Origin of the sequence: Shewanella profunda, assembly GCF_023283765.1 — a bacterium.
GTDB classification, from domain to species: Bacteria; Pseudomonadota; Gammaproteobacteria; order Enterobacterales; family Shewanellaceae; genus Shewanella; species Shewanella profunda.
Window position 1 is genome coordinate 85111 of record NZ_JAKILG010000005.1, and the last position, 25582, is coordinate 110692.

At 45.4% G+C, this 25582-nt stretch carries 19 protein-coding genes; 4 read left to right on the forward strand and 15 right to left on the reverse strand.

The genetic code is table 11. The features are described from left to right. Nucleotides 1-28: 28 nt before the first annotated feature. The 7 genes from L2744_RS04445 to L2744_RS04475 form a co-directional block, all read right to left on the reverse strand. Entirely contained in the window at nucleotides 29-2554 is a 2526-nt protein-coding gene (locus L2744_RS04445) for a TonB-dependent receptor plug domain-containing protein (RefSeq protein ID WP_248990786.1), read from the reverse strand. Between the two features lie 1032 nt (nucleotides 2555-3586). Further along, nucleotides 3587-4591 (reverse strand): Holliday junction branch migration DNA helicase RuvB, encoded by a 1005-nt coding sequence (gene ruvB, locus L2744_RS04450; RefSeq protein ID WP_248990787.1) that lies wholly within the window; start codon nucleotides 4589-4591, stop codon nucleotides 3587-3589. Between the two features lie 47 nt (nucleotides 4592-4638). Then, nucleotides 4639-5256, reverse strand: a complete 618-nt coding sequence (ruvA, locus tag L2744_RS04455; protein WP_248990788.1) for a Holliday junction branch migration protein RuvA — start codon at nucleotides 5254-5256, stop codon at nucleotides 4639-4641. Next, nucleotides 5253-5774, reverse strand: coding sequence for a crossover junction endodeoxyribonuclease RuvC (gene ruvC / locus L2744_RS04460; RefSeq protein ID WP_248990789.1), 522 nt, complete (start codon nucleotides 5772-5774; stop codon nucleotides 5253-5255). The genes ruvA and ruvC overlap by 4 nt, the downstream gene beginning before the upstream one ends. A gap of 63 nt (nucleotides 5775-5837) precedes the next feature. Next, nucleotides 5838-6584 carry a YebC/PmpR family DNA-binding transcriptional regulator gene (locus L2744_RS04465; protein WP_248990790.1) on the reverse strand — a complete coding sequence of 249 codons (747 nt, stop codon included), beginning with the start codon at nucleotides 6582-6584 and terminating at the stop codon, nucleotides 5838-5840. A gap of 209 nt (nucleotides 6585-6793) precedes the next feature. After that, nucleotides 6794-8572 (reverse strand): aspartate--tRNA ligase, encoded by a 1779-nt coding sequence (gene aspS, locus L2744_RS04470; protein ID WP_248990791.1) that lies wholly within the window; start codon nucleotides 8570-8572, stop codon nucleotides 6794-6796. A 184-nt stretch (nucleotides 8573-8756) separates the two neighbouring features. After that, nucleotides 8757-11570, reverse strand: a complete 2814-nt coding sequence (locus L2744_RS04475; protein ID WP_248990792.1) for a diguanylate cyclase domain-containing protein — start codon at nucleotides 11568-11570, stop codon at nucleotides 8757-8759. Between the two features lie 149 nt (nucleotides 11571-11719). On the opposite strand from L2744_RS04475, the gene cmoA reads away from it, so the two are divergent. The 4 genes from cmoA (at nucleotide 11720) to L2744_RS04495 (ending at nucleotide 16208) form a co-directional block, all read left to right on the forward strand. After that, a complete protein-coding gene (gene cmoA, locus L2744_RS04480; protein ID WP_248990793.1) occupies nucleotides 11720-12451 on the forward strand; it encodes a carboxy-S-adenosyl-L-methionine synthase CmoA in 732 nt (243 codons plus the stop codon). After that, nucleotides 12448-13446: a tRNA 5-methoxyuridine(34)/uridine 5-oxyacetic acid(34) synthase CmoB gene (cmoB, locus tag L2744_RS04485; protein WP_248990794.1), complete on the forward strand. Its 999-nt coding sequence runs from the start codon at nucleotides 12448-12450 to the stop codon at nucleotides 13444-13446. Before cmoA ends, cmoB begins: the two co-directional genes overlap by 4 nt. Beyond that, on the forward strand, nucleotides 13439-15211 hold the full coding sequence (locus tag L2744_RS04490) for a M3 family metallopeptidase (protein WP_248990795.1): 1773 nt from the start codon (nucleotides 13439-13441) through the stop codon (nucleotides 15209-15211). The genes cmoB and L2744_RS04490 overlap by 8 nt, the downstream gene beginning before the upstream one ends. Before the next feature lie 85 nt (nucleotides 15212-15296). Further along, the gene (locus L2744_RS04495; protein WP_248990796.1) at nucleotides 15297-16208 is read left to right on the forward strand and encodes a LysR family transcriptional regulator; all 912 of its coding nucleotides are present in this window, start codon (nucleotides 15297-15299) and stop codon (nucleotides 16206-16208) included. A gap of 177 nt (nucleotides 16209-16385) precedes the next feature. Here L2744_RS04495 and L2744_RS04500 read toward each other — a convergent pair whose 3' ends face one another. The 8 genes from L2744_RS04500 to thiC all read right to left on the reverse strand — a co-directional run bounded on the left by L2744_RS04500 (nucleotide 16386) and on the right by thiC (nucleotide 25467). After that, a complete protein-coding gene (locus L2744_RS04500; protein ID WP_248990797.1) occupies nucleotides 16386-18200 on the reverse strand; it encodes a putative metalloprotease CJM1_0395 family protein in 1815 nt (604 codons plus the stop codon). Nucleotides 18201-18205: 5 nt separating this feature from the next. Continuing rightward, complete coding sequence (locus L2744_RS04505; RefSeq protein ID WP_248990798.1) at nucleotides 18206-18469, reverse strand: chemotaxis protein; 264 nt, start codon at nucleotides 18467-18469, stop codon at nucleotides 18206-18208. 102 nt (nucleotides 18470-18571) lie between these two features. Beyond that, the gene (gene thiH, locus L2744_RS04510) at nucleotides 18572-19687 is read right to left on the reverse strand and encodes a 2-iminoacetate synthase ThiH (RefSeq protein ID WP_248990799.1); all 1116 of its coding nucleotides are present in this window, start codon (nucleotides 19685-19687) and stop codon (nucleotides 18572-18574) included. Continuing rightward, a complete protein-coding gene (locus L2744_RS04515; protein ID WP_248990800.1) occupies nucleotides 19684-20448 on the reverse strand; it encodes a thiazole synthase in 765 nt (254 codons plus the stop codon). Before L2744_RS04515 ends, thiH begins: the two co-directional genes overlap by 4 nt. 1 nt (nucleotide 20449) lies before the next feature. Beyond that, the gene (gene thiS / locus L2744_RS04520; protein ID WP_248990801.1) at nucleotides 20450-20653 is read right to left on the reverse strand and encodes a sulfur carrier protein ThiS; all 204 of its coding nucleotides are present in this window, start codon (nucleotides 20651-20653) and stop codon (nucleotides 20450-20452) included. 1 nt (nucleotide 20654) lies between these two features. Then, complete coding sequence (locus L2744_RS04525; protein ID WP_248990802.1) at nucleotides 20655-21563, reverse strand: HesA/MoeB/ThiF family protein; 909 nt, start codon at nucleotides 21561-21563, stop codon at nucleotides 20655-20657. Next, nucleotides 21551-23344, reverse strand: a complete 1794-nt coding sequence (gene thiE / locus L2744_RS04530) for a thiamine phosphate synthase (RefSeq protein WP_248990803.1) — start codon at nucleotides 23342-23344, stop codon at nucleotides 21551-21553. The genes L2744_RS04525 and thiE overlap by 13 nt, the downstream gene beginning before the upstream one ends. Before the next feature lie 2 nt (nucleotides 23345-23346). After that, nucleotides 23347-25467 (reverse strand): phosphomethylpyrimidine synthase ThiC, encoded by a 2121-nt coding sequence (thiC, locus tag L2744_RS04535; RefSeq protein ID WP_248990804.1) that lies wholly within the window; start codon nucleotides 25465-25467, stop codon nucleotides 23347-23349. Nucleotides 25468-25582: the final 115 nt, after the last annotated feature.

The following is a 25582-nucleotide window of genomic DNA, read 5'->3' on the forward strand; positions in this document are numbered from 1 at the left end:
GGCGCTTTTAAAAACTAAGAGTTTTAGCTTAGAACTTAACAGTTACACCACCATAAATGGTACGACCGATAGTATCGTACACTTCTGGTACCGTGCCACCATCGCTACCGTTAGAGACAGTAACAGGTTCTTCATCGGTGAAGTTTTTAACACCTAAACTAACCGTTGTCATATCAGTAAGGTGATAAGTACCAGAGATGTTGTGATAAATGATATCACCGACCTTATTGCCTTCTGCAAGATCGCGCATATCTCCAATGTAGCGGTTAAAGTACATTACACTCCAATCGTCTTGGCCTGCTGAGATGCTGAAGTTGTTACGCACACGAGCATAAGCACCAAAGTTACCATCGATAGTACCAGTATAGTCTTCACCATCCTGCTCAAACTTAACTAAGTAAGTGGTGTCATTACTGACTTTCCAATCTAAACCTAAACCTTCAAAGCTATACGCTAAGTTAAAGTCAATACCGCTGGTATCCTGACTACCTACGTTAGTTAACACGTTAGTTAAGTTGGACAGGTCACCTTGACCATTGACGACAACAATATTAAAGGTTTCACAAGCTGTTGTATCGCCATCGAAACATGCGTCCAGACCAGCTTGAGTGTCCATACGCGCAATAGCGTCATCCAGTTTAAAACGCCAGTAGTCAAGAGTTACAGACATGCCATCAACATAGCTTGGTGAATACACTAAACCTACAGTAAATGATTCTGACTCTTCAGGTTGTAAATCTGAATCTGATGTACGGTTTACTAGGATTTGTGCATCTTTAATGTTGCCCCATGGATCCTTTAAATAATCGAATGAACCAGAGTTACCACCATACAGCTCACTAACACTTGGTGCACGGAAACCAGTTGCTGCCACAGAACGAACCATTAAGTCATCAGTTGCAGCGTATGTTAAACCAATTTTCCACGTCGTAGCTTTACCAAAAGTTGAATAATCGTCTAAACGCAGTGCAAATTCACCAGTCAATTTTTCAGTGAATGGTACACTTACTTCTTGGAAAATAGAGACAACGTTATAGTTACCATCAGTTGGATCTTGTTGTGCTGCAGTACTTTCACCTGCAACTACAATTGGATCGGGATTATAGAAACCACTTTCACGGCGGTATTCAGCACCAATGGCAAAACCTACTGCCCCAGCTTTCAGATCAAACAACTCACCATTTAAGCCAGCAGATAGCGTTTGCTGCTCATTACCGCCATTTGCTTCTTCTGTGTAACCAATAGCATCTTTCATCGTCTCTGTCAGTGGGGCACCACTTAACCAAGTCTCAGGATTAGCATAGATAGAAGTAGCCATATTTGATGCATTGATAGAATTTTCTACAGCTGTTTCCGCTTTGTTTTTACCAAAAGTGTAAGTGACATCCCAGTTCATACCGGTATGAACATCTAAAGTTCCCGCTAAACCACTCGATAAACGCCAAGTATCGGTATCCTGAGTATAAATACGAGGACCCACTTCATTGGTACGACGGCGATAGTTTACTAAGCCTTTATCGTTTGCCTTGATACCAGCTGTAGTCATAGCACTGTCTAATGTCAGGCATGGCTCACCAGTTGGAACATTAGCGTTACCACAGACATTCAGCTCAATATTTGCTGGCTGAGCAGCCATTTGCTGATGAGAACGGCGGTTTGTATAGATTGCATCTGCAGTTAATACCACATCATTACCCAGCTCTTGCGTCATATTCGCAAATAAACTGCGACGTTCACTCGGTGTTTGATAATAGCTGTCTTGTGTATAATCGTATACTTCTTCTTGGTCTACCCAGTTACCGCTCGCATCTTGGACCATATAATTTAGTGCGCCAGTCGGTATGCTCCAACTTTCGCCTGCAGCAGTCCAATCACGATCAGCTTGGATCACACCACGACGGTCAGAAAACGCTGCACCAAAAGTATAGTTACCGCCATCGGTGTTAAAACCGTATAGCGCACTGACATCACCGTTTTCACCGTCACCTTTGTCGGTACCGCTGGCGTTAAAGTCTAACTGGAAACCTTCAAAGTCTTTCTTGGTAATAATGTTCACTACACCGGCAATCGCATCTGAACCGTAAACAGCAGAAGCACCGTCTTTCAGGATTTCAACACGCGCGATCATTGCAACTGGAATGGAGTTCAAATCCACAGAGCTATCCGCACCAGAACCTGAATTCACCATACGGCGGCCATTTAACAGTACTAATGTACGTTGTGAACCCATACCACGTAAATCAACCTGGGCAACACCGTCAGCACCATTGTTTGTGGTCGAACCAATGGCAGCCCCTGCCATTGAAGTTTGCACTTGCAACATTTGGTCAACAGAGGTGAAACCTTCAGCTTTAATGGCTGCAGCATCAATAACGGTCACAGGTGAAGCTGTTTCCATATCTTGGCGTTGAATACGTGAACCCGTTACTTCAATCCGTTCTACTTTCGCAGTTTCTTCGGCAGCGAATGTGTTTGACGCAACAAATGTACCCGCAGAGATAGAGGTAACGATTGCTAAGTTAATAGCTGACGCTACTTTAGTTCTTTTGATCATGTTTGAATGCTCCCTAGATCTTACTATTATTTTTATGCTTACAGCTTGTACAACTATTGCTGTACTACTGTTGCGCTTGATACTGATGATTCACTTTAATTCAGTCAATGCGCAATTTTTTAACTAAAAAAATATTATTGTTCTTATTTATAAGTAATGTTGTTAACTTTTTGTTTTTACAAAAACCTATATTCACAAAGGCTAATTATTTAAGTTTTTTACGCTATTAAAATAGCGAATAGCAGCGATAGTAACTGTTAACAAAATAACATTTAACACACATTGTAATTATCAAAAAGTGTGATGTAAATCACACTTTTTGCATGATAACAGATGGGATACACAACACTGTATATCGATTAATTATTGCCTAAATGTGCATAACTAAAATTTCAAACTCTAAGAATCCAAGGCAATACAAAGCAAAACTTCCATTTTAAAGGATACACAATGAATAAAGTGTAATTTTTATGGATAACCCTTTAGCTTAAAACAAATATTTAACAATATACTATCAATGTAAACAAAGTTAGCGGACATTTAAATTTTCTTTATTCTTAACTTAGACTAATGGCAAATGTTTAACGCTCTTTGTACTTACTTTAGTATTCAAACTGCAGTTTATTTATCAGTTTTGTTTATTATTTAAACGGTAAATAAAAAAACTGTCTTCCACATCCAATATTGATACAACTGTTAACAATTTGAAGCATTGAATAAATTAACAAATTTTAATTTCAACCATCCTTATATCTTTGGTTGAAATAACTATTGAAAGCTTAAAAAACAATCTATTTTGAAGTTTCTGTACTAACATTATATTTAGTAAACAGAGTTAAGAATGTATAAAGTAGAATGGCTGAGCGGACGAGAATAAAAACTGTCCATAGATAATGGAACACTCTTTAAAGGGTTATTCGAGTGCTCGATGAGCGGAAAAAACAATAAACTATTGCAACACTCGTCCTAAAAAGAGCATGAATACTACGAATTGATGTGATTAGAGGCGACCGAAGGCCGCCTTAAGATAGGTTACTCAGGTTTTATCAACTGAAAATGCTGATACGCGCGTGCCGTAGCAATGCGCCCCCGTGGGGTTCTTTGAATAAACCCTTGTTGGATCAAAAAGGGCTCCAACACATCTTCGATAGTTTCTCGTTCTTCACCTATTGCTGCAGCTAAGTTATCGAGACCCACGGGTCCACCCATAAACTTATCGATAATCGCTAACATCAACTTACGATCCATATAGTCGAACCCTTCATTATCGACATCAAGTAGATCCAGTGCATGGTCGGCAACAAATTGAGTGACAGCGCCATCATGTTTGACCTCGGCATAATCACGAACACGGCGAAGTAAGCGGTTAGCTATCCGTGGCGTTCCTCGAGACCGTCGTGCAATCTCGAATGCACCTTCTGCATCGATCTCCAATCCCATCACTTGTGCTGAGCGCGTTACAATCGTGCTTAGATCTTTAATGTTATAAAATTCGAGTCGAAGTGGAATACCAAAGCGTGCACGCAAAGGAGATGTTAAAGCCCCCGCACGTGTGGTCGCTCCGACTAAGGTAAAGGGGGGTAAATCGAGTTTGATAGACCGTGCTGCAGGCCCCTCACCTATCATGATATCCAGTTGGTAGTCTTCCATTGCTGGATACAAGATCTCTTCCACTACGGGGCTTAAACGATGAATTTCATCGATAAATAACACATCACCGGATTCTAAATTAGTGAGTAATGCCGCCAAATCGCCGGCTTTTTCAAGTACAGGACCTGAGGTGGATTTAATATTCACCCCCATCTCATTGGCAACAATCATCGCTAATGTCGTTTTGCCTAGCCCTGGCGGGCCGTAGATCAACATATGATCTAAAGCCTCATTACGATTTTTTGCCGCCTGAATAAAAACCTTAAGCTGAGCACGGGTGTCATCTTGCCCTGTATATTCATCAAGTAATTTAGGCCGCATTGCCCTATCAACAACATCATCTTGTCCTTGAAGTTGCGGCTGGATGAGTCTGTCTGCCTCAATCATTATTATTCCTTATCGCAGCTTTCATCTTAATTATCATCACTCTTCAATCAAAGCATCGATTTTAGGGCGGCTTTGATCAGCGTTTCTGAATCCATACCCTCTTTATAGGCAGCGGAAACCGATTTACTCGCCTGTGGTGGTTTGTAACCCAAAGAGATCAAAGCAGAAATGGCATCCTCCTCGGCGCTATTAACCGTAGGAGCGGGTGAATAATTAGATTGCAGTACAAATTCGCGTTCTGAGCCTGCCGAGGCTTCCATCAGACTCTTCAACTTATCGCGCATTTCGACCAATAAACGCTCGGCGGTTTTCTTACCGACGCCGGGTAATTTCACTAAGGTCACAATATCATCACGCTCTACGCAACCCACAAATTCTCCAGCTGTCATGCCAGATAAAATGGTTAGCGCTAATTTAGGACCAACGCCATTGGTCCTGATCAGTAAGCGAAATAACGCCCTTTCCTGCTTAGTGATAAAACCATAGAGTAACTGCGCATCTTCACGTACCACAAAGTGGGTGTAGACCATAGTTTCATGATTGATCTCAGGCAACTCATAAAAACTGGTGAGTGGCATTTGTAACTCATAACCTACACCATTGACATCAATCAGTATTTCGGGTGCTTGTTTTTCAACGAGCACACCACGTAAACGACCTATCATCTGTACCGTCCGTATGTTCTTGCCGTTGCCCGGCCGCTCAATGCAATTAAACTCTGGCTGGTGTGATAATGACACACAGCAACACCGAGTGCATCTGCGGCATCTGCCTGAGGTGCAGCAGGCAATTTCAGCAGTTGCTGGATCATATGCTGTATTTGTTCCTTTTTTGCTCGCCCAGTGCCCACTACTGCACTTTTAATCTGTGTTGCACTGTACTCGGCTACAGGTAAATTTGCCACTGTCGCCGCTACAATTGCCGCCCCTCTTGCTTGCCCAAGTTTTAGGGCTGAGTCAGCATTCTTGGCCATAAATACCCTTTCAATTGCAAATTCATCTGGTTGATACTGACGAATAATCTCAGTGATCCCATCAAAAATTTGCTTAAGCCTGCCAGGAAGCTCTTCAGACGAAGTACGAATGCAGCCACTGCCGAGGTAAATTTGGTGTCGCCCCTGACACTGGATAACGCCGTAGCCTGTGATCCGTGAACCTGGGTCAACACCGAGAATAATTGCCATTGTGTACCTTATGTGATCCAGAGAACATGCAAAATTGCACAGTTAACGATGCAACTGGAGAAATTAACTTAAGCTTTCCATCACTTCATCGGAAATCTCAGCGTTGTGATACACCTCTTGCACATCATCATGCTCTTCTAGGGTATCGATAAGACGCATAAATTTTTCGGCTGTCTCTAGATCAAGCTCAGCTTTGGTAGAAGCTATCATTGCAATTTCGGCATTATCAGCCACAAAACCTGCGGCATCGAGAGCATCTTTTACCGCGTAGAAATCAGTGGGATCGGTGAACACATCAATTGCTGCGTCATCATAACTCACGACATCCTCGGCGCCCGCTTCAAGCGCCGCTTCCATCAATGCATCTTCATCGATCCCAGGCGCGTAGGATAACACCCCACGCTTAGTGAACAGATAAGAAACCGAACCATCAGTGCCTAAGTTACCACCTGATTTACTAAAGGCATTACGTACACCGCTAACCGTACGATTACGATTATCGGTCATAGTTTCAACCATCACTGCCGTGCCACCCGGACCATAACCTTCATAGAGAATGGTTTCGAGTTGCTGGCCTTCTAATTCACCGGCGCCGCGTTTAATCGCACGCTCAACCGTATCGCGGGTCATATTGCCACCGAGGGCTTTATCAATGGCGACACGTAATCGTGGATTGGAGTCGGGATCAGAGCCTCCCTCACGGGCTGCAACGGTTAATTCGCGAATGAATTTAGTAAAGAGTTTACCGCGTTTAGCATCCTGTGCCGCTTTGCGGTGCTTAATGTTGGCCCATTTACTGTGACCTGCCATGTGAAGTCTCCTCTAGTTAGGTATCATCTAGGTGTCGTCGCATAGCTTATCAATAGCCGAATGTGTAATAAGTCAGATTTAACGGCTTTTAGCAAAAGAATGAAACTCACTACACAGATATTGACACGGGCATTGATAAGAAATGAGATGACGAGTTGATAAAAACAGACCGAGGCTTGCGCCTCGGTTTTCGATATTACTTAGGAAAATTACTCTTCCGTTTTAGTGGCTTTCTCAACCACAGCAATGCCAAGCTCGGCTAGCTGCTGCGGATTGGCAAATCCTGGTGCATTGGTCAGCGGACAAGCGGCAGTGGTTGTTTTAGGGAACGCCATCACATCACGGATGGAGCTTGCGCCCGTCATCAACATGATGATGCGATCTAAACCAAACGCCAAACCTGCATGTGGTGGTGTGCCGTAACGCAGCGCTTCTAACAGGAAGCCGAACTTCTCTTTAGCTTCATCGTCAGTAATGCCGAGTATACGGAATACCGCAGACTGCATTTCTTGGTTGTGAATACGCACTGAACCACCGCCTAATTCGCAGCCGTTTAAGACCATATCGTAGGCATCGGAAACGCGATTAGCTGGATTGGCTTCAAGTTCTGCCGCCGTTACGCCGCGCGGCGCGGTAAACGGATGGTGAACCGCGTGGAAGTTGCCGTTGATTTTCTCAAACATTGGGAAGTCAACTACCCACAGTGGACGCCATTCGCCTTGCAATAAGCTGAAATCTTCGCCGGCTTTAAGACGCAGTGCGCCCATAGATTCAGCAACCACTGTCGCTTGGTCGGCACCAAATAGAATGATGTCGCCGGTTTGCGCTGCCGTGCGGCTCACGATTTCATTGACTATGCTTTCGTTTAAGAACTTCAGCACAGGTGATTGAATGCCCTCTAAGCCAAGGCTTAGGTCATTAATCTTCATCCACGCTAAGCCTTTAGCACCATAGATGCCAACAAACTTAGTATAATCATCGATTTGCTTACGAGACAGTGCTGCGCCGCCTGGAATACGCAGTGCAGCAACACGGCCTTCTTCATCGTTGGCAGGACCAGAGAATACCGCAAATTCGACTTCTTTGAGCAAATCAGCAATGTCCACCAGCTCTAATGGGTTACGTAAATCTGGCTTATCTGAACCGAAACGACGCATGGCTTCGTTGTAGGTCATGCGCGGAAACTCGCCGAGATCGACATTCAGCATTTCAAGGAACAAACCGCGCATCATTTCTTCGGTCTTCGCCATCACTTGCTCAGAGCTCATGAAAGACGTTTCGATATCGATTTGGGTGAATTCAGGTTGGCGGTCGGCACGTAAATCTTCATCACGGAAGCATTTTACGATTTGATAGTAACGATCAAAGCCTGACATCATCAGCAACTGTTTAAACAGCTGTGGCGATTGTGGCAAAGCAAAGAACTGACCTTTATAAGTACGGCTTGGTACTAAATAATCGCGGGCACCCTCTGGGGTTGCCTTAGTCAGGATCGGGGTTTCTATGTCTAAGAAACCGTTTGAGTCGAGGAAACGACGTACAGAACTGGTCACTTTAGCGCGGAACATTAAACGCTGCGCCATCTCTGGGCGACGTAAATCTAAGTAACGATACTTAAGGCGTTGTTCTTCGCTGTTGTTCTGGTAGTTATCCATGCTTAATGGCAGAGGATCGGCAGCGTTGATAATGGTCAAGGCTTTACCTAATACTTCAATTTCACCCGTCTTCATTTGACCATTAACTTGGCTATCTGGACGAGCGCGAACGACACCTTTTACCTGAACACAGAACTCGGCGCGCAGTGTGCTGGCCACAGCAAACACCTCTGGCAAGTCTGGATCATAAACCACTTGGACGAGACCTTCTCTGTCTCTTAAATCTAAAAAGACAACGCCACCCAAATCACGGCTACGATTAACCCAACCTACCAAGGTAACTTCTTGTCCAACGTGAGACTTATTGACGTCTCCACAATAATGACTGCGCATCTAACTCTATCCTTTATCCGGAAACCGGTGCTTTGGAAATAATCAAAACGAGATAAAAGCGGCATTATAGTCAAATAATACCGATTACCAAAGTACTTCACTCTTAGGCGGTGAAGTATCAAACAGTTTTACGCCCTTGACTAGAGGCGAACACATTATCTGTGCATAAGCGTTCAAAAAAACGTCAAGAGATACGGTAGCAGCGTCCCCCATAGCTCTTTGCCAAATACATTAACTGATCGGCCTTTTTCAATAATCCTATCGCTGTATCACCATCTCGGGGGTAAAGCACTACACCCATGCTCACGGCAACCATCACATTTTCATCTTCTATCGCAAGTGGCGTGGAGAGGGACTGCAAAATGTTATCAGCAACTTGGGTAGCAGCATCGAGATCTTGCACACGATTTAATAGGATCACGAACTCATCGCCACCAAATCGTGCAACTGTATCTGAATTACGCACCGTTTTGACCAAGATTTGCGCAAATTGTACGAGTAACGCATCTCCAATCGGGTGACCATACCGATCATTAATTTGCTTAAATTCATCTAAGTCAATAAATAACAGAGCAAAGTATGCTTGATCTCGCTGGTGTGATAATAGCGCCTGAGCTAAGCGGTCATCTAGCAAAGCACGATTAGGTAATTGGGTCAGTGCATCATGGCTTGCAACGTATTGCAGCCGTTTCTCCGCTGAAATACGCCGTGTGATCTCAAGATTTAAACGTCGATTAGCGGCTAACACAGCAACCATAACAATTGATAAAATAGCAGCACTGAATAGTAGATAGCGGATCCATTGCAGGTAATGACCATTATCCGTTGAAACAGCAAATGAGACCCAGTGGGAATATATCTGCTGCTGACGTTGGCTATCGATGAGAGCTAACGCTTTATTGATAAGTGGCACTAGGGCCTCATATTTAGGATAAACCCCAATATGACTATGTTGATCGGCTAAATCACTCAGCAGTGACATTTTGAGAGAGGGAAATTCCCCGCCCTTAAGCTCAGAGGCAAGTGTTATCACTTTATCAATAAACACTTCCGCATGACCATTGGCCACCGCAGCAAGCCCTGCTTCGGTATCCGTCACTAGCACTAATTTAAGTGATGGCTGTAATGCCATCAATTGCGCAACCAAATGGTAACCTTCAACCACGGCGACCCTTTGTCCGGCTAACTGAGCAATATTAAACACTGAAACCTGTTCTAGTTGAGAGACGAGCCCCCAAGGGGACGGCCAGTATGCGTCGCTAAATGTTAAGCGTTGCCGCCGCTCCGCAGTTTGGGCAACACTGCCTGCAAGGGCTATTTCTCCTTTTTGCAGGGCTTGAATTAAACCATGCCAGTCATCGAAGGCAACGGGGGTGAGATTAAGGTGTAATTCCTCTTTGAGCAGCCGCGCAATATCGCTATTAATACCCGCAAACTCTCCCTGATCATCCATAAACTCCATTGGTGCCCAATGTTTGAGGTAACCCATTCGCACTTCGCCTAAACTCTCGATATAAGTTTGCTCTGCGGCAGTTAAATTAACGCGATTGCGCTCCGTTTGATTAAAGATATGATCCTGAGGATTTAGCATCCATTTGTGCTCAACATCTGCAAACTCTTTGGGGCTGATACTGTTAAAACCATTTTCAATCCGCTGCGTAAGCCCAGGATCATCACTGCGAGTGAGCACATAGATGTCGGTCGAAAACGCTAGATCGGGGTATTGATTAAAGTCAGACCACCCATTATTGAGCAATAGGTAATGGGATGCCCAGGCCCCTGCGGCAACAAACCCAACAATTTCACCTGCTCTTGCCCCTGCGACCATAGCATCCATAGTGTCATAATAGCGTAGAGACACGTCAGGCAAAGCCTGTCGAAGTGACACTAGATAAGGTGCTGTAGGTACAACACCGATCCGTTTGCCCTTTAATTGGGACACATCTTGTAATTGCTGCTGATAGATAAACAGTCGGCTCTTTACCGTATAGAGGTGCCAAGCTCGGGTAAGTCCGGTTTTTAAGTCATCACTCTCTGGATAACCAATATGTGCATCCGCTAAACCACGGCGTACATCATCGACACTGGCATTCATATCTCCGGAAATAAAATCAATATCGATGCCCGTTTTTTCTGACCACAATTGCCACATATCCACATACAAACCATGGGGTAAGCCATCAACACCGAGGTCAACAAAGGGTTCAACGCCCAGTTGCATGGAAATCACCAGCCCAGACTTTTGTCTATGGATCCCCAACCAACGCCGTTCAGTCTGTTGTATAAACTTAGGATCGAGTGCCATAAAACCGCGATTAATCCTATCAAGCAACGCTTGATTGCCTTTAACTGTCGCGGGGACAAACTGCATTGTTTTAATTTTTATACGAGCTGTATTTGGAAAATTAGCCGAAATATCTTGGGATGATGCGGGATCTTTCAAATAACCTTCTAGTCCGGCAAATACCACTATCTCTGCGGATGCCACCCCAGCCAGTAATTTTTCACGACTCTCATAGCGTTTGAAAACTAATTTAGACTCAATATGTTGTAACTGCGCTTCATGGGATGAACCCGCTACAACACCGATTTGATAAGGCACTAATTCGTTAATTGATTTTTTATTACGTAACGACTTGTGTAAATAAAGATAAGTGTCAACGTCGGCAATGGGAGTAGCAAAATCAAATAACTGTTCTCTTTGAGCTGTGATCCCCATACCAAGATGAGCTTGTGCCTTGCCTTCTTGCAACTGAGTGAGAGATTCGTTCCAGTGGCGAGCCACAAACACAACTTCTGTATGGGTTTGTTTAGCCCACTCTTTCCACAGATCAACCAGCAATCCCGTGGGTTCTCCATCGTTATCCACATATTGATAGGGAAAGCTATCTTCCCCCATCACAACCACAAGTGGCTCAGTAGATGTATGACTGGCCTGTGATGTTATGCTCCAAAACCAGCAAAACAAGATCACCATTAAGTGGATCACTAACTTCAAGTTGGGTCCCTAGTACTTGATGTACGTGTAACAATTTTGTTATTTGTTGCTTATTAGACAAAAATTTATCGCAAATTACTAGCCTAAGACTTGCTGCTAATCAATCTGATTCGTTAAAATGCTGGGTTGAATTTCCGAGATAATCCCAGATGAACACTTCTCAAGACACTATCTACGCTCAACCAAACGAACACATTAGCGATTTCCAGTTTGATCAGCGCGTCGCTGGCGTATTCAGTGATATGATCCGCCGCTCTGTGCCTGGATATACGCAAATTATCAATACCCTAGGTGATTTTGCGGATCGTTTCGTCAAACCCAATACACAAGTCTATGATTTGGGTTGTTCTTTAGGTGCTGCAACCTTAAGTATTCGCCGTCAAATCCAAGGCCGTCAATGCCGTATTATCGCCGTAGATAACAGCGAATCTATGCTATCACGTTGCCAAGAAAATCTAAGCGCGTACGTGAGTAATACCGACGTAGATCTTATCTGCGGTGATATTCGCGATATTGAGATTCAAAATGCTTCGATGGTGGTGCTTAACTTTACTTTGCAATTTTTACCGCCAGAAGATAGAGATGCCCTCATTGCCAAGATTTATCAAGGCCTCAATTCAGGTGGTATTTTAGTGTTATCTGAAAAAATTCGCTTCGAGGATGCACCAATCCAAGCCCTGCTCGAAGAGCAGCATTTAGATTTCAAACGAGCCAATGGCTACAGCGAACTTGAGATCAGCCAGAAACGCAGTGCACTGGAAAATGTGATGAAGCCTGACACCTTGAACATGCATCAACAACGACTCACCAGCCAAGGCTTTAGTCACTTTAGTCTTTGGTTCCAATGTTTTAATTTTGCTTCTATGGTGGCCATCAAGTGATTAGTTTTAGCTCGTTTTACCAACAAATCGCCGATTCAAATTTACAACACTGGCTCGAGACCCTGCCAAGCATTTTAGGTAACTGGCAACGGGAGCATAAACACGGTAATTTGCCCAAGTGGGAAAAGGTGCTCAACAAGCTGCACTATCCGGCACCAGACCAAGTGGATTTTGTCGATAGCGTGACCGTTGGCAGCGGCGAGCAACTCAGTTCTGGCGAGAAAGAGAAGCTAGAGAATCTACTGCGCCTGTTTATGCCTTGGCGCAAAGGGCCCTTCCACATTCACGGCATTCATATCGATACCGAATGGCGCAGCGATTGGAAATGGGATCGCGTTAAGCAGCATATTTCCCCATTGAAAAACCGTACAGTGCTCGATGTAGGTTGTGGCAGTGGTTACCATATGTGGCGCATGTTGGGCGCAGGGGCTAAACGCGTAGTGGGCATCGACCCTTCTCCGTTGTTTTTATGTCAGTTTGAAGCGGTAAAACGTTTAGCGGGCGCCCATCATCCCGTGCACCTTTTGCCATTGGGTATTGAAGAATTACCACCGCTGGATGCATTCGACACGGTTTTCTCTATGGGCGTCTTGTATCACAGACGTTCGCCTATCGATCATTTACTGCAATTGCGTGATCAGTTACGTACTGGCGGTGAACTCGTGCTAGAAACCTTGGTCATAGATGGCGACGAAAATGCCGTACTCGTGCCCCAAGATAGATATGGCAAAATGAATAATGTATGGTTTATTCCGTCCGTTGCCGCACTCATGTTGTGGTTAAAAAAGTGCGACTTTACCGAGATACACTGTGTCGACACCGATGTCACTGCTTTGGCAGAGCAACGCCGTACCAACTGGATGCCAAATGAGTCACTGGTTGAATATCTCGATCCCACTGATCTCACTAAAACAATTGAGGGTTATCCAGCGCCTAAGCGTGCCACTATCATTGCGGTAAAAAACCAGCCTAACCAAGAAACTGTTAATGGTTAAACTCACATTACTTACACTGGGATTATTGTCTAGCGGATTCATTTATGCCGCGCCAAGCCCTGTACCATTACTCGTTGAGCAATGTCTACGCTTACCTAGGATTGATTTAGCCGTTGCATTTACCGAGGAAAAGCCGCCATTAACAATTGCGCAGCAGGCATTGATCTTAGAGCAGCAAACTATTGGGCTTAATAATATCAATGATAGAGTGAATTATTACCGCGGTTTTAAGCTCTCCGCTGACGAGCGCGAGGGGTTATTACAATGCCAATTACGCCTTGCCGACACATTGTCGGAACTCGTTAATCAAACTGAATTCCATCAGCTAACCAATGCATTAACACAAGGCAATCGGGAGCAGATGCTGCTAAGCGGTAAGTTGCAATCACTAATAGACACTCAGTTATCAATAACCGAAAAAGCAAAACTACATACGGCTCAAGCGACGATAAGCCAAGGGTTAGCGAGTCAACAGTTTAGTCTCGATATCCATGACGCAAAATGCGAGCTGATAACTGAAAATCAAACAGACGCAATGCTTGCACTACATGAGGAAGACGCTGTAGATACACAACAGCGTCATTTCTCAGGTACGGTAGCCAGCTATTTACTCAAACAAGAAAATCCTCAATGCCGTCAGCAAGTCTGGCAAGCCTATCAAGGTCGTGCAAGTCAGCGTAATCGTGATGCATTAAGCCAGATCGCGAAGCTACGCCAACAAACAGCAAGGGCCGCAGGCTTTCCCGATCACGCTAGTTTCAGTCTCAGCACACAATTATTGTCATCACCTGCACTTGTTAAGGCATTTCTCGATACTCAAACTCACGCAGTAGAGATAGCCCCTTGGGATCTTGGGCAAATATTGCCCCAAAAGGCATTTGCACAAGGTCCAGAATTACAAACAGCACACACATTGACCCAAAGCTTTGCCTATCTACAACAATGGGGGCTCAATTTTGAGCCTATTGAAACGATAAACATCCAAGAACCCTCACACCAAATCTTTAGGGTTTACCACCAGCGCAGATTATTGGGTGAACTCTATATTTCCTATAATGTTGCACGCCAAAGTCATCAGCAGCAAACTCTGCGTCAAAGCGTTATAGGGCAACAATTTGGTCAACAAGCCTTAGAACTCAAACCACAACTCAGTACCCACAAAGATATTGAACAATTTACCCATGCTTTAGCTCAAGCGGTAACATCACTGGCAAAAGGCAGCCACTTTTACCTAAACAATACGCAAGATTCAAGTCAGGATAGTCATCATATTGCCAGCCTCTGGTTAACTGAAATGCTACGAAGCGAACTGTTTCCACACTATGAGCAAACCTATTTAAATGAACGCGAAATTCTCATAAAAGCCTATACAAAGCAGCTCAAGGTATTTCGTGCTAAAGTTGCTCTGAGCTTTTATCAAGCTCAACCTCAGCAAAGCTATGGGGATCTTGCCACCGAGTTTACATACAGTTTTGGACAAGAGTGGTCACAAGTGAACGACTATCAATATAGTTTTAATGCAATTGCCAACGAAGGACCGCTTTACTATCAATCCCTTTGGCAAGAAGCGTTAGCAAAGTTCATCTACCAAATAACAGCCAATCGATCCGATAAACTCAATTTATTTAATCTTCTTGTTGTAAATGAAGACTCTCTGAGCTTAAGCGATCAATTAAGCGCATTTATCGATGGCCCTACCGACCCAACCCACCTTATTCAATATATTGCTGATATGGCGCGACAAGCACCCCACTTAGCACAATAACCTTCAATCTAACACCTCAATTTAATTGAAAAATAGATAAGAAATCGACACTATAGGCTAAATCTATCGCTTTTTTGGGACTATTATGACTCGAGCTAAATCCACACTTGAACAATGGCGTATTTTACAGGCGGTCGTCGATTTTGGTGGCTATGCCCAAGCAGCAGAAAAGCTGAGTAAGAGTCAATCTTCCCTCAATCATGCGGTTGCCAAATTACAGCATCAGTTGGGTATTGAACTACTCGAAGTCAAAGGGCGTAAAGCCTATCTCACACAGCAAGGTGAAGTACTGCTGCGTCGTTCTCGACATGTGACCCAAGCCGTTAACGAGTTAGAGCAACTGGCCAGTAATCTCGAACAAGGCTGGGAGCCCACACTCACTATTGCCCGTGAAATCATTTATCCGATGGAAAGCTTAGTGTGTGCCCTCAATGCATTTCTACCCCACAGCCGTGGCACTCGCATTATCATGTTGGACTCAGTGATTACTGGCACCCAAGAACTTATCGCGCAAAATAAAGTCGATATTGCTATCTGTGCGGGTATTGCACCTAAGAGATATTTAGCAGAACCTCTGTGTGAAGAAGAATTGTATCTGGTATGCCACCCAACGCATCCTTTGGCGGATTTAGGTATAATTGAAGACGATAAACTACTAGCACAACACTTACAGCTAGTGATTAAAGATACAGGCGTACAGTCCAATATTGATATCGGCTGGTTAAAAGCAGAGCAACGTTGGACTGTTTCTAATTTCCACGAAGCAAAAGTGATCTTAAATCGTGGTATTGGGTTTTGCTGGATCCCATCGTTTTTAGTACTTGAGGAATTATCATCGGGTAATTTAGTCCGCTTACATCTCGAAGGTAGTCAAAAACGCCGAATTATGTTGAGTCTTGTGATCCCAAATCGTGATAATCAAGGCCCTGCGTCTAAACTGCTTGCTTCGCTCATTTTACAACATCATGGGATAGGGGTAACGAACACCGGTCAATAGTAAATGGGAAAATTAGCTGTGTAGTAATATTACACGAGAAGCATTGAGATGAAGATACCGTGAAAAATGCTATTTGAGTACAGACTCTGGTGTTTGGCTTACCTTGTCTTATGCAACTAGGGTATTACACATCTGCAGCCAATTCTGCCGCGAATATTGAACTCCACTACAAAGAAGCTAGACGCTTGAAAATGGCTGATTCAATTGTGCAACTGCGGCGTAATAACGGGTTGCAACGCTTTCAACCTTAATATTTGATGAGTCAAAACGGTTCATTGGTGCAGAGTTTGACATCATACTTGCAATATCTGCCGTAGCAGAGTCTGCCGCTAAAGTTGCAGTAGGTAGTTCAATAGGCTCGGTTGTGGTCTCTTTTGTCGCTGATTGAGCTTGTTCATCTACAGAAGTAACAGTGCTAGACGGGGCCTGTGTCTGAGTACTCTGTTTTTGCTCAATGCCTTGCTTTATTCTATCGATAAGCTCTGATATCGGCGTTGTGCTGTCCTGTGGTTGAACAATATTTCCAGAGGCATCAACGTCCCCCTTGACACTAACCGTGTGCGGTTTAATAGGTGGCAACTCCTCAATCTGTGGCTCGGCTTCGATCAAGGTTTGAGTAGTTTCTACATCGATGATCTGTTTCTGACGTTCTTCTGCAAGTAATGCCTTGGCTTCATTCATCTTTTTTAGCGCTTCTGCAGCAACTCGAATATCAGCACTCGATGGATCAACGGGTGCCATAGCTGCCGCATATACTTGCTTCATTTTATTGATTGTTGCCAGAGGATCGCCAGCTACAACGGATACGTCGATTTGAACTTCACCATCAGTAGCATAACGCTGTCCATCAACACCCTTTTCATATTTGAAACTTGGAGTTTGGGCATGCTGTCCTCCCACCGTTGCATGGGCATGTTCATGGGCTTTAACTTCCGCGTCTCGGGCTTTAAGCTCTGCTACTTGAGCACGTTGTTGCTCTGCAATCTCTTTTTGAACCTCTTGGGTTTGATCTTGTATTTGTTTTGCTGCTTGTTCATCCGCTTGTTGTTTTGAAGCTTCAGTTTGTTTCGTTTGCTCTTTATCACTGCCATTCGTAAAAATTGCGGCTAGAGCTTGTTGCCTATTCTCCTCAGTCTTAGCATCATTGTCTGGGTTAGGAGCTGTTTCTGAAACGGCTGGTTTGCCAAAAATCTCAATGAATTGAACCTCAGGGATGCTTTGTTTTGAGACATTCTGTGCTTGGCCATCAATTTGCTCAACCTGGGTGTAAAAACCAGTACTATCAGCATTATCCGTAGTAACTGTATTTGTTGTGGTAGCTGAAGTTGTCACCTGTCTACTTGAATATTCAGCATCACTGGCGTTAGGTACTTTAGAGTTAAATGGCATCCCCTCCATACCGGAATAAACATGCGAGCCAGTTATTTCTGGAGAAGAATTCTGCCCATTAGTTGGTTCCAGCGGTAAAGCGCGGGTGGTACTGCCACCTAAACTAAAAGGTGTCAGACTTGGGTCGAATGAAGGAGCCGTACTAGATAATCCACTTTGTGTAGCAAAGGATGAAAAATCGTTGGTAGAGACTGTTGCTATTTGCCCTTCTCGAACACCACTTATTGAGCGTGGCCCTGTCAATAAACTAAAGCTGGTGGCATCGGCATGCAGGACAGCAAAACTCTGAGAAGAAACAATATCAGTATCTAAAGTCTGATTTACGGTAACTGAAGCATCATTGGTAGTGCCTGAGAAGGGTTTGCTTGATAGCGGAATATTTGCAGCTGTTGTAGTTACAGTAGAACCGCCATGCGCTAGCGCACTAGAAAATGTCGGTTCAAATACTCCACTCGCTTCTATTTTTGAAGAGCTAAGCTTAACAGACTCACTACTTTGTCCATTTGTCCCTTGATAAGTGCGGCTCTGTCCAAACGACTTATCATGCTCCAAAAAAGAAGTGGGTGACGCTCCAACCTTGGATGATAGCGCCACAGCAGACATAGTGTTTACACCTTAATATTGATGATGGTTCCTATCGTCTCTGAATCAGTTTCTATCACTTCAGTAGCGGCCTCTGCTTGCCTTAAAGATTGATTGGCAGAGAGTAACGCCGAGGTTTTATCGGTTTGCGCTACATCTTTAGTCGATTCAGAAGGCGCTGCACTTTGAGCAGGCGTAGGTTTAGCCACATCGATCGTTGCTTGAGTTAACCCAGACTGCGCACTTTGCAAACCTTGTACACCAGATGAATAGGCAGATTGTATTTGCATAACGGTAATCCTGCGGTGGTAATGACTAGAACAATTATTGACCAATAGCCTGCTAAAGTACAGCGTTTATCGGTCTTAGAACCATTTATTCCCCCGCAAAAACTAGCTATTTATCCAAGCCGATTCCCAATCTTTAAATACAGGATTAAAACCCTGCAGTTGCATCTGTTTTATGATTTGTTCAACACTGCGCTCATCACTTATCTCAAACTGATCGAGTTGACTGCCTGGCGCTTGATAGCCGCCCGGCTGCGTCGAACTGCCAGCACTTAACTGAGTTATCCCAAGTGGCAAGAGATTATCCCTCAACTCAGGACTTTCCCTCGTCGACATACTGATATCAAGCTGCTGATTAAAAAGCCTAAACGCACAAATCATTTGCACTAAGCCTAAATCCGATAAAATGACTCTTGGGGTGATCCCGCCAGTACAAGGCCTTAACCTTGGCAGCGAGATACTAAAGCGGGTGCGCCAATATCGCCGTTCTAGATAGTCGAGATGATATCCCATCATTAACGCATCTAAACGCCAATCATCTAGCCCCAGTAATACCCCAAGACCAATTTTATCGACGCCTGCCACCGCAATTCTGTCCGGCGTTTCTAAACGATAGGCAAAGTCCTGTTTTTTACCTCGAGTATGGTGGCTCGCGTAAGTTTCTGGCTGATAGGTTTCTTGATAAATCATGACCGCATCTAAACCTAGCGCGACTAACTGGCGATAATGCTCCTCACTCATTGGCTGAACCTCCATCGCCACATGGCTAAATTGCTGTTTTATCAGTGGCAGCATTTGCTTGAAATAGTCTATGCCGACCTTAGTTTCATGCTCGCCTGATACGAGCAAAATAGAATCAAAACCTCTGCCTTTGATAATGGCTATTTCGGCCATCAACTCCTGTTTATTCAATGTCTTGCGTTTGAGTTTGTTACCTATGCTAAAACCACAGTAATCACATTCATTGGCACACAGGTTTGACAGGTACAAAGGCAAATACAAGCCCAGATTCGCGCCAAATCGCTGCCGTGTCAGCGCCGCTGAACGTTGTGCCATGATTTCGATATAAGGCTCTGCCGCAGGTGATAACAAGGTCAGTAAGCTGCGTAAATCCCCTGCTGGATTCACTAGCGCCCGTTCGACATCTTGGGCTGTGCAAGAATACAAATCGAGTAACAGTTTATCCCGTGGGATGTTGGCAAATTTCGCTACAAAACTCATTGGTTTAAAAATCCTGTCAGTGGACTGGAATGTACGGCGCCCGTTTGCACTCGGCTAAGCCCTGCTTCAAAGGCGCGTTTTCCGCATTGCACAGCTTCTTTAAAACATTCGGCCATCACTATGGGCGAAGCGCTGCTGGCAATAGCGGTGTTCACCAGTACCGCATCGGCGCCCAGTTCCATTGCCCGCGCCGCCTGTGAAGGTGCACCAATGCCGGCGTCGATCACCACAGGCACCCGCGCCTGCTCTATGATGATTTTTAAAAAGCTTTCAGTGACTAAACCTTGATTACTGCCAATCGGGCTCGCCAGAGGCATGACTGCAGCACAGCCCACTTCTTCTAAGCGGTGGCAAAGTACGGGATCGGCATGCACATAGGGTAATACGATAAAACCCTTGTCACAGAGGATTTTGGCCGCTTCTAAGGTTTCAATCGCATCGGGCATCAGATACTTAGGGTCGGGGTGGATTTCGAGCTTGATCCAATGAGTTCCCAGCATTTCATGGGCAAGCTCAGCCGCAAAGACCGCCTCCTTGGCATTTCTCGCCCCCGAAGTGTTAGGCAATAGCCGTACACCCGCTTGCCGTAATGGGCTGAGCAAATCATCTAGCCCCATTTTGAGATCAACTCTTTTCATCGCAACTGTGACTAACTGCGACTTTGAAGCCATTATCGCATCGATCATCACTTGGCTATTACTGAACTTTCCCGTTCCGGTAAATAAACGCGATTCAAACTCCATATCGGCAATCTTTAACATATTAGCCTCCTGCCACTGCGGAAAAAAGTTCTAGTTTATCTTCATGTTGACAGAGAATAGATTGCCAGCGATTGCGTGGAACGACCTCAGCATTCAACACGATAGCGACCGAGTCGAGGGCAATATTTTGCCCGAGTATCACTGCCGCAAGTGAAGTCGGTTCTGTTAGCGACTGCGGGATATTATTTATGTGAATTAAAATCATATCAAATCTCCATACTGTGTAGCTTGCTGTGCATATTGAATGAGGGATGAAGCTCTTTTGAACCACACACATTACAGTGAGGATCCCGCGTTAATGCAGCCGATGTCCATACAAGTGATTTAGCGTCGAACCGCCAAAAATGCCCCAGCAAGGAGTTTTGTGCTTTATCACAATCGCTATCCATACTCAGCAAGAGTTGCATCGCCACCAAGGATTGCATTGATGCCATCACGCCCACGCTCGATCCGAGTACGCCTTGGGTACCGCAACTCTGCGACACTCTTGTCTGTGCGGGGAAAATACACTGATAGCAACCGCCAGAGGGGAGCTGCATTTGATCGACTGCAAACAATTGGCCGCTAAATGCCGCGATCGACGCACTGACTAAGGGCAAAGCAGCTTCGATACAGCAGCGATTAATGGATTGGCGAGTCGCAAAATTATCTGTGCAGTCAAGCACTAGCACTCTTTTGCCCTGTTGTTTTGCCAGTAAAACATCCGCTAATTGATCAGCATGTGTTTCAGCATTAAATGCAGTTTCATGGGCAGTAACAGTGCAATGCGGCGCTAAGTTATTGAGTTTTCGCTTGGCAACTCGCGCCTTATTGAGTCCAATATCGCCATCGTTAAATAACAATTGCCTAGGCAGATTTGATACTTCAACCTTATCCATATCGATTAAGATTAAGTTGCCAACACCTGCACAGGCCAAATATTGCGCCGCCAATTGCCCTAAGCCGCCAAGACCGATAATCGCGACACAGGCATCGGCCAATTGCAATTGCCCTGCCTCACCCACTTCTGGCAATAAGACTTGTCGAGAATAACGCATGAAATCGGCATCGCTGAGTGTTTTGCCACTGACAGTCTCACCATTATAAAGCTGTTTATTTGTGCTCATATTTGGCATGCACTTAGCTCCCAAGCTTGGCTCAACTCTGCAAACGCAGTGGTCGGTTCCGGAGCCTCGGTTATTGCACGCACCACAGCAATATTGTCAACCCCAGTGGTTTTCACCTTTGCGAGATTATCTAAGTCGATGCCGCCAATAGCGACTAAGGGATAATGGTCTTGGAGTAACGCCACATAATGTTTAAGTTTTGCTAATCCTTGAGGCGTAGAAGGCATTTGCTTAGTCGTGGTTGGGAATATATGCCCAAGGGCGATATAGGATGGCGAGTATTGATGCGCCAATAGCAACTCGAAATAACTGTGGCTCGATATCCCAAGTGCAAGTCCCGCCACTTGAATGGCAGCTAAGTCGGTAACTGCGAGATCTTCTTGGCCTAGATGTACGCCAAAGGCATGATGCTTTATCGCTAACTGCCAGTGATCATTAATAAAAAGCTGAGCATTAAAATGCTTACCTAAGGCAATTGCGGTTTGAATTTGTGCCTCTAATTCAGCTTTAACTAATTCCGAGTCAACTAGCTCAGATCCAACTTGCTTTGCATCAGCTAACTCAGTGATGTCGGTTTTTATTCTTAGCTGCACGGTTTTAACGCCCGCAGCTAACAAGTTTTCAAGCATGGCTAGGCTATTCACCACAGGATAAACACCGAGATCGGCATGGAGCACTTTAAAACCGCGCGATGGAGTAACGAATGGCTGTGTCGAGGCCGTATTCACCAGAACCGTTTCAGGTAAGCCACGACCAGCATGGCTGACTTGGTCGATGTTATTGCGATTACACAGACTTATCTTGGCATAGCGAGACACATCATTAGGCCAACCTGTGCGAGCCAGTGGCCCAGGACCTTGCCCTAGGCCAATAGCTGCGCTTAGGCCTTGACTCACATAGGCTTTCGCGACAACCACCGCATCTTGCAACACAAAACCCTGCGCTAAAACGGCGGCAATTGCCGATGATAAAGTGCAACCACTGCCATGGTTATGATAAGTATTGACCCGCGGGCTTGATAACCAGAAGCGTCCATTTTGATGCAGCTCAGAGCTCGCGTGCACTTGTCGGCAAACCAGATAATCCTCAGCAAGCTCAAGATCCCAGCCCCAGCCGTTGCCATCATGAGCATTAGCATGAGTGTTATCGCGAGTTTTAGCATAAGTGCCATCAAGAATATCAGTGCAACCAAAGCTCACATCGCCCCCTTTGGCGAGCACACTGCAATCAATACTCTGGGATAAAGCCTGTGCCGCAGTAGCGAACTGCGCTTTAGTTGAAACATCACTTTTAGTTAACCGCTCAAGTTCGAGCACGTTAGGCGTGATAAGCTCAATCAGGCCCTTGAAAGGCGTGAAATCTAAAGCCAGTTTGGCAGTGCTTTTATCGGCTAACGCATCACCACAACTGGCGACCATCACAGGATCGACAATCACAGGCACAAATGGATATAGGGTTTTAAAACTCGCGATCCAATCTGCCAGCAATACCACCTGATTCTGATTAGCCAGTAAACCGATTTTGATCGCCTGTGGTGGCAAATCTGAGAGTAAAGTTCTTAACTGAGCCAGTAACATGGCCTCACTTACGGATTCAACTAAGGTGACCGCCACTGAGCTTTGCGCCGTCACTGTAGTGATCGCGCTGCAACCATAACAACCCAAATCCTGAATTGTCGCTAAGTCCGCCTGAATACCGGCACCGCCGCCGCTGTCTGAACCCGCTATGGTCCAAACAAACGCGGGACGCTCGGTATTTATGGCCGATTTATCCCCATGAATACCCAGCATAATTAGGCTTCCTCAGCTTCAGCGACAAGCTTGTCTTTCACCTGATAGATCTCGGCGCCCGAGGCGGCAAATTGCGCCGATTTTAGCGCCATTGCCGCTTCCAACTCATGTTGCGTCTTAATCGTAACTTGCATTGTTACTGGTATTGTAGCTTGCATCGCTTGGGCAGCTGCTTCAACTAGCTCCGACTTCGTATCAGCCGCCTCTAAACCTGCAGCATAGGCGCGCACATCTTGGGTGATTTTCATCGAGCAGAATTTAGGACCGCACATAGAGCAAAAATGAGCGACCTTGGCCGATTCCTGCGGTAAGGACTCATCGTGGTAAGCCCGTGCAGTGTCAGGATCGAGCCCTAAGTTATATTGATCTTCCCAGCGGAATTCAAACCGCGCCTTTGCCAGCGCATTATCGCGAATTTGCGCACTCGGATGACCTTTTGCCACATCAGCGGCATGGGCGGCAATCTTGTAAGCAATCAAACCTTGCTTAACATCTTGTTTATTCGGTAATCCTAAGTGTTCCTTTGGCGTGACGTAACACAACATGGCACAGCCGTACCATGCGATCATGGTCGCACCTATGCCGGAGGTGAAATGATCATACCCCGGTGCGATATCGGTAATTTGTGGGCCAAGCGTATAAAACGGCGCCTCGTCGCAGTGAGCTAACTGCTTGTCCATATTCTCTTTAATGAGCTGCATCGGAATATGTCCCGGCCCTTCGATAATGGTTTGTACGTCGTATTCCCACGCGATTTTAACTAGCTCACCTAAGGTTTCAAGCTCTGCAAACTGGGCGGCATCATTGGCGTCGGCAATCGATCCAGGACGCATACCGTCACCTAAAGACAGGGATACATCGTAGGCGACGCAAAGCTCACAGATCTCACGGAAATGGCTGTAGAGGAAGTTTTCCTTGTGGTGACTCAAGCACCATTTCGCCATGATCGAACCGCCGCGGGAGACAATCCCGGTGACGCGTTTAGCCGTCATCGGCACATAACGCAGTAATACGCCAGCATGAATGGTAAAGTAATCAACCCCTTGCTCAGCTTGTTCTATCAAAGTATCGCGGAACACTTCCCAGGTTAAATCCTCTGCCACGCCGTTCACTTTCTCCAGTGCTTGATAAATCGGCACAGTGCCGATGGGCACTGGTGAATTGCGGATGATCCATTCGCGGGTTTCGTGGATATAACGACCCGTGGATAAATCCATTACCGTATCGGCGCCCCAACGGGTTGACCAGACGAGCTTTTCCACTTCTTCTTCGATGGAAGACGTCACCGCAGAGTTACCAATATTGGCGTTCACTTTCACCAGAAAGTTACGGCCGATAATCATAGGCTCAGCTTCGGGATGATTGATATTCAATGGAATAATTGCGCGGCCACGGGCGACTTCGGAGCGGACAAATTCAGCGGTAATCGGTTCGCCGACTACAGCGCCAAAGGCCTCGCCCTTAGCTTTACGGTTGAGGATCTCATCCTGCACCTGCGCGAGAGCCATATTCTCGCGGATCGCCACATATTCCATTTCGGGAGTGATAATTCCTTGACGGGCATAGTGTAATTGGCTGACACGTTTGCCCTGCAATGCTCTGCGTGGGCGAACAATTGCACTCGAACCCGCCTCGAAACGTTGATGATCCAAACCGTCGTCTGCGAGTCTTTGTTGGGTAAAATCGGAGGTCGCGCAGTGTAATTGCTCTGTGTCGTTGCGGGCTAGAATCCAGTTTTGTCTTAATTTACCAAGGCCTAGACGCACATTGATGTCAGCCTCAGGATCGGAATAAGGTCCAGCGCAATCGTACACGCGGATTGGCGGATTTTTTTCCATGATAGGCGTACCACCGACAAGCGTGTCAGTCTGCAGAATTTGCCGCATACCAACGCGTATATCGGCACTGGAACCTTCAAGATAAATCTTTTGTGAATTAGGATGTTGCAGCGGCGCTAACGTATCGATAAAGGCTTGAGCCTGCGCGCGAGTTTCGCGGCGACTTGGCGCCTTAGGCACGGTTGATTGACTAGACTCAGTCGATTTATTAGGGATTGTCGATTCTGGCGCTGTGATTTCTATCGCATTGGCAGCTACAGCTGGGTTTGGGTTTGAACTGGACATAAGCAATCTCACGTTAAAAAATGGAGTTACTTGTCTGGAGAATTGAGTTGTTGATAGCAGAGCATGGCATTCAATTTTTGTGGCCAAAGCTGGCTTTAAAAATTGAGTTACCCTG